This window comes from Streptomyces purpurogeneiscleroticus (genome assembly GCF_020024005.1).
GTDB classification, from domain to species: domain Bacteria; phylum Actinomycetota; class Actinomycetes; order Streptomycetales; family Streptomycetaceae; genus Streptomyces; species Streptomyces purpurogeneiscleroticus.
This window is the reverse complement of record NZ_NHSG01000305.1, coordinates 1-10592: the sequence shown is the minus strand read 5'-3', so window position 1 is coordinate 10592 and position 10592 is coordinate 1. Positions and strand designations below refer to the sequence as shown.

The 10592-nt window shown below is 74.5% G+C and carries 7 protein-coding genes; all 7 read left to right on the top strand.

The genetic code is table 11. From position 1 onward, the window contains the following. The coding region (locus CCS38_RS19730; protein ID WP_223734623.1) for an indolepyruvate ferredoxin oxidoreductase family protein at positions 1-2256 on the top strand (2256 nt) is incomplete at its 5' end. Then, on the top strand, positions 2253-3395 hold the full coding sequence (locus CCS38_RS19725; protein WP_223734622.1) for an acyl-CoA dehydrogenase family protein: 1143 nt from the start codon (positions 2253-2255) through the stop codon (positions 3393-3395). The genes CCS38_RS19730 and CCS38_RS19725, both read left to right, overlap by 4 nt. 24 nt (positions 3396-3419) lie before the next feature. Continuing rightward, the gene (locus tag CCS38_RS19720) at positions 3420-3986 is read left to right on the top strand and encodes a GNAT family N-acetyltransferase (protein ID WP_223734621.1); all 567 of its coding nucleotides are present in this window, start codon (positions 3420-3422) and stop codon (positions 3984-3986) included. After that, entirely contained in the window at positions 3980-5374 is a 1395-nt protein-coding gene (locus CCS38_RS19715) for an FAD-binding oxidoreductase (RefSeq protein WP_223734620.1), read from the top strand. Before CCS38_RS19720 ends, CCS38_RS19715 begins: the two co-directional genes overlap by 7 nt. Positions 5375-5494: 120 nt before the next feature. Further along, the gene (locus CCS38_RS19710; protein WP_223734619.1) at positions 5495-6811 is read left to right on the top strand and encodes a serine/threonine-protein kinase; all 1317 of its coding nucleotides are present in this window, start codon (positions 5495-5497) and stop codon (positions 6809-6811) included. Positions 6812-6966: 155 nt separating this feature from the next. Beyond that, positions 6967-8130: an exonuclease SbcCD subunit D gene (locus CCS38_RS19705; RefSeq protein ID WP_223734618.1), complete on the top strand. Its 1164-nt coding sequence runs from the start codon at positions 6967-6969 to the stop codon at positions 8128-8130. Next, positions 8127-10592: AAA family ATPase (locus CCS38_RS19700; protein ID WP_223734617.1), on the top strand; the 2466-nt coding region annotated here is incomplete at its 3' end. The genes CCS38_RS19705 and CCS38_RS19700, both read left to right, overlap by 4 nt.

The window sequence follows — 10592 nt, the reverse complement described above, 5'->3', positions numbered from 1 at the left end:
ACCCTGCCCACCGTCGCGGCCCGCACCCCGTACTTCTGCTCCGGCTGCCCGCACAACACCTCCACCCGCACCGACGACGGCACGCTGGTCGGCGTCGGCATCGGCTGCCACGCGATGATCGCGCTGGACGGTGCCGGGCGCGGCACGCAGATCGGCCTGACGCAGATGGGCGGCGAGGGCGCGCAGTGGATCGGCATCGCGCCCTTCACCGACGACGCGCACTTCGTGCAGAACCTCGGCGACGGCACGTTCCACCACTCCGGCTCGCTCGCCGTCCGCGCCGCCGTCGCCGCCGGCGTCACCATGACGTACAAGCTGCTCTACAACGACGCCGTCGCCATGACCGGCGGCCAGCGCGCCGAAGGCCGCCTCGACATCCCTGCCGTCATCCGGCTGCTCGCCATCGAGGGCGTGCGCAGGGTCGTTGTCACCACCGCGGACCCCGGCAGCTACCGCGGTGTCCGGCTCGACCCGATCGCGACCGTACGCCACCGCGATGAACTCCCCGATGTGGAGCGGGAATTGGCCGCCACCGAAGGTGTGACGGTGCTGCTGCACGACGACCGCTGCGCCGCCGAGGAGCGGCGGCTGCGCAAGCGCGGCCAGCTGCCCACGCCGGTGGAGAAGGTCGCCATCAACGAGCGGGTGTGCGAGGGATGCGGGGACTGTGGGGAGAAGTCGACGTGTCTGTCCGTCCAGCCCGTCGAGACCGAGTTCGGCCGCAAGACCCGTATCCACCAGGCGTCCTGCAACACCGACCTCAGCTGCCTCAAGGGGGACTGCCCCTCCTTCCTGCTCGTCGAGCCGGGCCGCAAGGAGCCCCGGAAGATCCCGGACCTGCCGGTGGAACTGAGCGAACCGGCCCGCCGGTTCGGCCCCGGCGGCACCCTGCTGCGGATGCCCGGCGTCGGCGGCACCGGCGTGGTCACCGTCTCCCAGATCCTCCAGATGGCGGCCCGGCTGGACGGCCTGTACGCGGCCGGGCTGGAGCAGACCGGCCTTGCGCAGAAGGGCGGCCCCGTCCTCAGCGACCTGCGGATCGCCAAGACGCCGGTGACCGGATCGCTGCGCGCCTCGCGCGGCACCGCCGACGTCCTGATCGGCTTCGACCTGCTCGGCGCCGCCTCCGACAGCAACATGGCAGTGGCACGCGCCGGCCACACCGTCGCCGTCGTCAACACCGCCGTCGTACCGACCGCCGCCATGGTCACCGGCCGCGTCGTCCTGCCCGGCTCGCCCGACGACGCCCTCGAACGCATCGAGTCGGTCACCCGCCGCGACGACAACCTCTACCTCGACGCGCAGGGCCTGTCCGAAGCCCTCTTCGCCGACCACATGCCGGCCAACATGGTGCTCATCGGCGCCGCCTACCAGCACGGCTGCCTTCCCCTGACCGCCGAGGCCGTCGAGAACGCCATCCGCCTCAACGGCGCCGCCGTCGAGAAGAACCTCGCGGCCTTCCGCTGGGGCCGCGCCGCGGTGCTCGACCGCGCGGCCGTCACCGCCGCACTGGCCGTCCCGGAGCGCCCGGTCGTCGAGATCACCCCGGCCGCCGCGTCGATCGCCGCCGAGCACACCGCCGACGAGGAGCTGCGAGCGGCCGTCGCCACCCGCACCGCCGACCTCATCGACTACCAGGACGAGCGCTACGCCCGCCGGTACGCCGACGACGTGGCCCGCGTCGCGGCCCTCGCCCAGGAGCGTGCCGGCGCCGAAGCCGGTACCTCCATCGCCCTCGCTTACGCCCGCGGCCTGCACAAACTGATGGCGTACAAGGACGAGTACGAGGTGGCCAGGCTGCACCTCGACGCCACCGAACAGGCCAAGCTGCGCGACGAGTTCGGCGCGGGATCGTCCGTCTCCGTCCTCCTCCACCCGCCCGTCCTGCGCGCCCTCGGCATGAAGCGCAAGATCCGGCTGCGCCGCACCGCGCCGGCCGCCTTCCGCGCCCTGCGCGCCGGCCGCGTGCTGCGCGGCACCTCGCTGGACCTCTTCGGATACGCCGAGGTCCGCCGCGTGGAGCGCGCCCTGATCGGCGAGTACCGCCAGTTGGTGCGCGGCGCGCTCGCGCACCTCACGCCGGAGAACACCGACGCCGTGCGCGCCGTCGCGGAGCTGCCGGACCTCGTACGCGGGTACGAGGACATCAAGCTCGCGCGCGTCGCGGACTTCCGCGAGCAGGCCCGCGCCGCGCTCGCGGCTCTCGGTACCACCCCCGCCCGCGCCGCAGCGGGCATGCACACGGAGGCACGATGACCGTCGACCGGCTGCTGCCCACCCAGGAGGCCGAGGACCTGCTCGACCTCACCCGCGACATCGCCGACAAGGAGCTCGCGCCCCGCGTCGACAAGCACGAGCGCGAAGAGCGGTACCCGGAGGGCCTGTTCGCCACCCTGGGCGCGGCCGGGCTGCTCGGCCTGCCCTACCCGGAGGAGTACGACGGCGGGGGCCAGCCGTACGAGGTGTACCTCCAGGTCATCGAGGAACTGGCGGCCCGCTGGGCGGCCGTCGCGGTGGCCACCAGCGTGCACACCATGTCGGCGTACGCGCTGATGACGTACGGCACCGAGGAGCAGCGGCAACGCTGGGCGCCGGACATCCTCGGCGGCGGTCAGGTCGGCGGCTACAGCCTCTCCGAGCCGCAGGCCGGCTCCGATGCCGCCGCGCTGACCTGCAAGGCCGTGCGGGAGACGGGCGGTTACCGGATCACCGGCAGCAAGGCGTGGATCACCCACGGCGGCAAGGCCGACTTCTACACCCTCTTCGCCCGCACCGCCGCCGGCAGCCGCGGCATCTCGTGCTTCCTCGCGCCCGGCGCCACCGAAGGGCTGACCTTCGGCCGGCCCGAGGAGAAGATGGGCCTGCACGCGATCCCGACCACCGCGGCGCACTGGGACGGCGCGCTCATCGAGGCGGACCGGCTGATCGGCAGCGAGGGCCAGGGCCTGCAGATCGCCCTGTCCGCGCTGGACTCCGGGCGGCTGGGCATCGCGGCCTGCGCCACCGGCGTCGCGCAGGCGGCCCTGGACGCGGCCGTCACGTACGCCAACGAGCGCACCGCCTTCGGCCGGAAGATCATCGACCACCAGGGCCTCGGCTTCGTCCTCGCCGACATGGCCGCCGCCGTCGACTCGGCACGCGCCACGTACCTCGACGCCGCGCGCCGCCGCGACGCGGGCCGCCCCTACAGCCGCCAGGCCAGCGTCGCCAAGCTCATCGCGACCGACGCCGCGATGAAGGTCACCACTGACGCGGTGCAGGTCTACGGCGGTTACGGTTACACCCGGGACTTCCCGGTCGAGCGCTACATGCGCGAAGCCAAGATCATGCAGATCTTTGAGGGGACGAACCAGATCCAGCGGCTGGTGATCAGCAGACAGCTGTCCCGGCCGTGAGCCGAGGGAACGGGGGAGTGAACGATGTACGCGAGGTCCCTGGGGGACGACGGCGCTGAGCTGCGCCCGCTCGAACCGTGGCAGGCCGGGGAGTTCCTGGCCCACATCGAGCGGGGCCGGGAGTTCATCGGGCAGTACGTCGGCCTGCCGGACGTCGTCACGGACCTGGAGTCGAGCCGCGCGTACCTCCACTCGTACGCGGAGAAGGCCGCGGCCGACACCGGATGCGTCCACGGCATCCGGTCGGACGGCAAGCTGGTCGGCGGGGTCCTCCTCCGGACGATGGACCTCGCGAGCGGCACCGCCGAGGCGGGCTGCTGGCTGGAGCCGTCGGCGGCGGGCAGGGGGCTGGTCACCAGGGCCGTGCGCGTGCTCATCGACTGGGCCGTCGAGGAGCGCGGCATCCACCGCGTGGAGTGGCACGTCTCCTCGGCGAACGCGCCCAGCATCGCCGTGGCCCGGCGGCTCGGCATGACCAAGGACGGTGTCCTGCGCGAGAGTTACCCCTACCGGGGCACACGGCACGACATGGAGGTCTGGTCGGTCCTCGCCCCGGAGTGGCGCGCGGGCAAAGGAGATCCGGCATGCTGATCGATGAGCTGCGGGCGGAGTTGCCGGGTGGGCGGCTGGTCGAGGATCCGGAAGTTGCCGCGGGGTTCGTTCACGACGAGGCCGAGTGGGCGCCGCACGGCAGTCCGTGTGCCGTGGTCCGGCCGCGCACCGCGGAGGAAGTGCGCACCGTGGTCCGCGGCTGCCTGCGGCACGGCGTCCCGCTCGTCACCCGCGGCGCCGGCACCGGCCTCTCCGGCGGTGCCAACGCCGTCGAGGGATGTGTCGTGCTGTCGACGGAGCACATGAACACGATCCGGGAGATCGACCCGGTCGAACGGCTCGCGGTCGTCGGGCCCGGTGTCGTCAACGACGACCTGCGTGCCGCCTGCGCCGAGCACGGCCTGTGGTATCCGCCGGACCCGGCCAGCGCCCCCTGGTCCACCATCGGCGGCAACGTCGCGACCAACGCGGGCGGCCTGTGCTGCGTGAAGTACGGCGTCACGCGTGACTACGTGCTCGGGCTGGAGGCCGTCACCGGTACCGGCGAGCTGGTCCGGCTGGGGCGGCGGACCGCCAAGGGCGTCGCCGGGTACGACCTCGCCGGGCTCCTCGTCGGCTCCGAGGGCACGCTCGGCGTGATCACCGAGATCACCGTACGGCTGCGCCCGCAGCGGGAGCCGGAGCGCACCGTCGCCGGGTACTTCTCCTCCGTCGTGGCCGCGGGCCGCGCCGTCGCCGCGGTCGGTGCCGCCGGCCTCACCCCCTCCGCACTGGAGCTCATCGACCGGCACTGCCTGGCCGCCGTCGACAAGTGGAAGAACATGGGCCTGTCCGTGGACGCGGACGTGGTGCTGCTCGGGCGCACGGACGCGCCGGGCCCGGCCGGGGAGCAGGAGGCCGCGCGCATGCTGGCCTGCTTCGAGGAGGCCGGCGCCACCTGGGCCGCGCAGTCCACGGACCAGGAGGAGGCCGACGCGCTGTTCGCGGCCCGGCGGCTCGCCTACCCGGCGCTGGAACGCCTCGGCCCGGTCCTCACCGAGGACGTGTGCGTCCCCAAGGCCGCGGTACCGGAAATGCTCGCCCGCATCGAGCGCGCCGCCGCCCGCCACGACACCCTCATCGCCAACATCGCGCACGCCGGCGACGGCAACCTCCACCCGCTGCTGATCACCCCGCCCGGCGACACCGCGGCCCGGGAGCGTGCCCAGGCCGCCTTCCACGAGATCATCGCGGACGCGATCGACCTCGGCGGCACGGTCACCGGCGAACACGGCGTCGGACTCCTCAAGCGCGACGGCCTGGCACAGGAGCTGTCCGCGCCCGTCCTGGACATGCACCACGCGATCAAGGCCGCGCTGGACCCGCAAGGCATCCTCAACCCGGGCAAGGTCGTGCCGGACCGCGCCCGCGCGCAGGGCGCCGGCTGACCCGCGCGCACGGCCCGCCTGTCCGCGTGCGGTCCGTGCCCTCTACGCTGCTGATCATGCGCTGGTCCGCGGCGGTGCCGGGCGCAGCAGACAAGAGGGACGAGGGGGACGAACACTTCCATGCACGGTCTCGAAACCGCGGATCCGCCGGCCCTGGGCGGCTATCCGCTGCTGGCCAGGCTCGGCGCGGGCGGCATGGGGCAGGTGTACTTGTCCCGCACCCCGTCCGGACGGCCGCTGGCACTGAAGACGGTCCGCTCCGACCTCGGCGCCGAGCTGGGCTTCGAAGCGCGCTTCGACCGGGAGATCCGCAACAGCGACCGGGTCCGTTCCCCGTGGTCCGTCGCCGTCGTGGACCACAGCGTCGCCGGGCAGCGGCCGCAGTGGCTGGCCACCGAGTACGTACCGGCGCCATCGCTCGGCGAATGGGTCGAGAAGCACGGCCCGCTCCCCGAACCGGCCCTGCTGGCGCTGGCCGCCGAACTGTGCGGCGCGCTCCAGGCCGTGCACGGGACCGGTCTCGCGCACCGGGACGTCAAGCCCGGCAACGTCCTGCTGGCCGGTGACCATCCGCGGCTGATCGACTTCGGTATTGCCCGTGCCGCCGACGACTCCCGACACACCCACACGGGCGGCATGATCGGCTCACCCGGCTTCCTCGCGCCCGAGCAGGCCACCGGAACCGGGACCGCGGCGCCCGCCGACGTGTTCTCGCTGGCCGCGGTCCTGGCCCACGCCGCGACCGGCCGCGGCCCCTTCACCCGGCCCGCGGAGAACGCCTCGGCGCCCGTGCTGCTGTACCGGATCGTCCACGAGGACCCCGACCTCGACGGCGTGCCGGAGACACTGCGGCCGCTGCTGGTGTCCTGCCTGGCCAAGCAGCCGGAGGAACGGCCGTCGGCGGACGTGCTGGGCGAGCGGCTGGAAGGGATCGGCGCCCGTGTGCACCAGTGGCGGCAGACGGTCCCCGCCGCACTCGCCGAGGACCTGGCCGCCCGCGAACGGTCGATGCGCAGGCTGGCCGACGCCCCGTCCGCGCCGCGGCAGGCGCCCGGGCCGGCGCCCGCCACGCCGGGCTTCGGCCCGCCGCCCACCATGGCACCGCCCCGCACCCCGTCGCCGGTCTTCGCGCAGCCGCCGGTTCCCGGGCCGCTGCCGCAGCCCGTGCAGACCCCGCACTCCGTACAGGCACCGCACTCTGTGCAGACCCCGCACGCCGTTCAGGCACCGCTGCCCGCTCAGGCCCCGGTCGCACCGAAGCGGCTCTCGAACCGGGTGCTGGTCACCGGAATCCTGCTGGTGTTCCTGCTCTCGCCCCTGATCAGCCGATCGATGCGGGAAGTGGTGCCGTTCGCCCTCCTCCTCGCCCCCTTCGTACTGGTGGGCTTCCTGATCCGCCGGAACGTTGTCCGACGCCGGAGAGAAAGCGGTCGCTAGCCGCCCGGCGCCGGTCCGTACGACGGAAAACCGAGGTCCGTGGGAAATGGGGGACCTGGGGGCGCTAGCGTGGTGCGTGCCGTTGACCACCGGCTGCGGGCCGGGCGCGGACGCATTACGGGGAGGAAGAACACCATGCAGGTCGGAGCCGTCTGTTGAGAATCTTGCACACCTCCGACTGGCACCTCGGGCGCTCGTTCCACCGCGTGAACATGCTCGGCCACCAGCGCGCCTTCCTCGACCACCTCATCGAGACCGTCCGCAGCCGGCAGGTCGACGCGGTGCTCGTCGCGGGCGACGTGTACGACCGGGCCGTCCCGCCGCTCGCCGCCGTCGACCTCTTCGACGACGCGCTGCACCGCCTCGCCGACCTCGGCGTGCCCACCGTCATGATCTCCGGGAACCACGACTCGGCCCGCCGGCTCGGCGTCGGCGCCCGCCTCATGGCGAAGGCCGGCATCCACCTGCGCACCGACCCGGCCGGCTGCGGCACTCCCGTCCTGCTCGCCGACGACCACGGCGACGTGGCCTTCTACGGCCTGCCGTACCTGGAGCCCGCGCTGGTCCGCGACACCCTCGGCGCCGAGAAGGCCCGCCACACCCAGGTGCTGGGCGCGGCCATGGACCGGGTACGGGCCGATCTCGCCGGCCGCCCCGCCGGCACCCGCTCCGTCGTCCTCGCGCACGCCTTCGTCACCGGCGGCGCGCCCAGCGACAGCGAGCGCGACATCACCATCGGCGGCGTCGCCTCCGTACCGGCCGAGGTCTTCGACGGCGTGGACTACGCGGCCCTCGGCCATCTGCACGGCTGCCAGACGATCACGGAACGGGTGCGGTACTCCGGCTCCCCGCTCGCGTACTCCTTCTCCGAGGTGCACCACCGCAAATCGATGTGGCTGATCGACCTGGGCGCGGACGGCGCCGTGGCGGCGGAGCGGCTGCCGTGCCCCGTGCCGCGCCCGCTCGCCCGCCTCCGCGGCCGCCTGGAGGACCTGCTCGCCGACCCGGGCCTCGCCGCGCACGAGGAGTCCTGGATCGAGGCCACCCTCACCGACCCCGCGCGCCCGCACGAGCCGATGGCCCGGCTCACCGCGCGCTTCCCGCACACCCTCGCCCTCTCCTTCGAGCCCGAGGCGCGTGACGGCGGGCCCGAGGTCTCCTACGCGCAGCGGCTGCGCGGCCGCAGCGACCAGGAGATCGCCGAGGATTTCGTGGCCCACGTACGCCCGGGCCGCGCCGCCGACGCGGCGGAACGCGCCCTGCTCGGCGCCGCGCTCGACGAGGTACGGACCGACCAGGCGGCGAAGGAGTCGGCGTGAAGCTGCACCGGTTGACGCTCACCGCCTTCGGGCCGTTCGGCGCCGCCCAGACCGTCGACTTCGACCGGCTCTCCGGCGCCGGGCTCTTCCTGCTGCACGGCCCGACCGGCGCCGGCAAGACCTCCGTCCTGGACGCCGTCTGCTTCGCGCTGTACGGCTCCGTGCCCGGCGCCCGCCCCGGCGGCCAGTCCCTGCGCAGCGCCCTCGCGGCCCCCGGCACGTCCACCGAGGTCGTCCTCGACCTGACCGTCGCCGACCGCAGGCTGGAGATCATCCGGCGGCCCGAGCAGCCCCGCCTGAAGAAGCGCGGCACGGGCACGACGATGGAGAAGGCGTACAGCGCGCTGCGCGAGTACGACCCGGCGACGGGGCAGTGGCAGGCGCTCAGCCGGTCGCATCAGGAGATCGGCGAGGAGATCCAGCAGCTGCTCGGCATGAGCAAGGAGCAGTTCTGCCAGGTCGTACTGTTGCCGCAGGGCGAGTTCGCGAAGTTCCTGCGGGCCGACGCCGAGGCCCGCGCCAAGCTGCTCGGCCGGCTCTTCGACACCCGGCGCTTCGCCGCCCTCGAGGAACGGCTCGCCGTGCTGCGGAAGACGGCGGCCGACCGGGTCACCGCCGCCGACGACCGGCTGCTCGCGCTCGCCCACCGGATGGCCCAGGCGGCGGGCGGCACCCCTGACCTGCGCGACCCGTCGGTGCCCGCGCCGGGGTCGGCGGAGGGGCCGGGCACCGGTACGGCTCGCGGCGATGCCAGCGGTACGGTTCGCGGCTCGTCCACCGGCCCGGCCCGCGGCTCCCGTACGCGGACGAAGAAACCGGCCGTACGGACGGACGCAGCCCCCGCGCCCGGCGAACCGGGCTTCGCCGCCACCGTCCTGGCCTGGGCGGCCGTGGCCCGGGCCGGCGCGCGCGAGCGGCTGGAGATCGCCGAGGCGGCGGCCACCACGGCCGAGACCGCGGCGGCCGAGGCGGCCCGGACCCTGGAGGAGACTCTCGAACGCGCCCGCCTCCAGCAGCGGCACGCCGAGGCCCGCCGCCGCGCCGACGTGCTCGCAGCGCAGGCGGCAGACCGCGAGCGGGCCCGGCAGCGGCTGGACCGCGCCCGCAAGGCCCAGCGCGTCGCCCCCGGACTCGCCCTGCGCGACGCCGCCTGGCGCGACCACGAAGCGGCGCAGGCCGCCGAACGCCGCTCCCGCGAGCGGCTGCGCTCCGACCTCGTGGATGCGGGCAGCGACCAACTGGCCGCGCTTGAACACCGGTTGAGAGGCGAACTCGGCTCCCTCGAAGCGGCCCGCCGCGACGAGCGCCGCGCCGCCGACATCATCACCGAACGCGCCGCACTGGACCGCGAGGCGCGCGCCGACGAACAGACCCTCCTGGACGCCGCCGACTGGCTGTCCGGCTGGGAGGCCACCCGTACCGCGCACCAGCACCGCATCGAAACCGCCCAGGAGGCGGCGTCCCGCGCCGAACAGCTCGGTGCCCGCCTCGAACCGGCCGAAGCCCGGCTGGCCGCCGCCCGCCGCCGCGACCGCGCCACCACTCAACTCGCCGACGCCGAGCGGGAGTTGCTGCGCGCCCGGGAGGCCGCGACCGCGGCCCACGAGGAGTGGCTGAAGCTCAGGGAAGCGCGGCTGCACGGCATCGCCGCCGAACTGGCCAAGAACCTGGAAGCCGGTGCGCCGTGCGCCGTCTGCGGCGCGACCGAACACCCGGCGCCCGCCCGTACCGAAGCCGGTCATGTGGACCGGGAACGGGAGGAGGCCGCGTTCGCCGCGTACGAGCGTGCCGTCGCCGCCCGCGAGGAGGCCGAGCGGGCCGGGCAGTCCGTGAAGGAGGAGCTGGCCGCCGCCACCGCGGGCGCCGGCAACGCGCCGGTCGCCGCGCTCGCCCAGGAACTGGAGGAGCTGCGGGCGGAACACAACGCCGCGCACGCCGCCGGCGCCGGGCTGCACGCCGCCCGCGAAGCCCTCGCCCACGCCGAGCGCGAGTACGAGCAGCGCCGCGCGGAACAGCAGGCAGCCCAGCAGCGCACCGCGGCCCGCGACTCCCGCCGCGAGGCCCTGGACCGCGAGGAGAACGCGCTGGCCGAAGGGTTGCGCCGGGCTCGCGGCGACAGCGCGAGCGTTGCCGAGCGCGCGCACCGCCTGGAGCGGCAGACCGCGCTGCTCGCCGAGGCGGTGACCGCGGTACGGGACGCCGAGACCGCCGCCGAGCGCCTGAAGGAAGCCGACGCGGCCCTCGCCGACGCCGCGTACAAGGCGGGCTTCGACACTCCGCGGGACGCCGCCGCTGCCCTGCTGAGCGACGACGAATGGCGGCGCGTGCAGGGGCAGTTGGATGCCTGGCAGGCCGAGGAGACCGCGGTCGCGGCGGAGCTCGCCGACCCGCGCACCGCCGACGCCGCTGCCCTCCCGCCCGCCGACACCGACCGGGCCCGCGCCGTCTCCGACGCCGCGGCC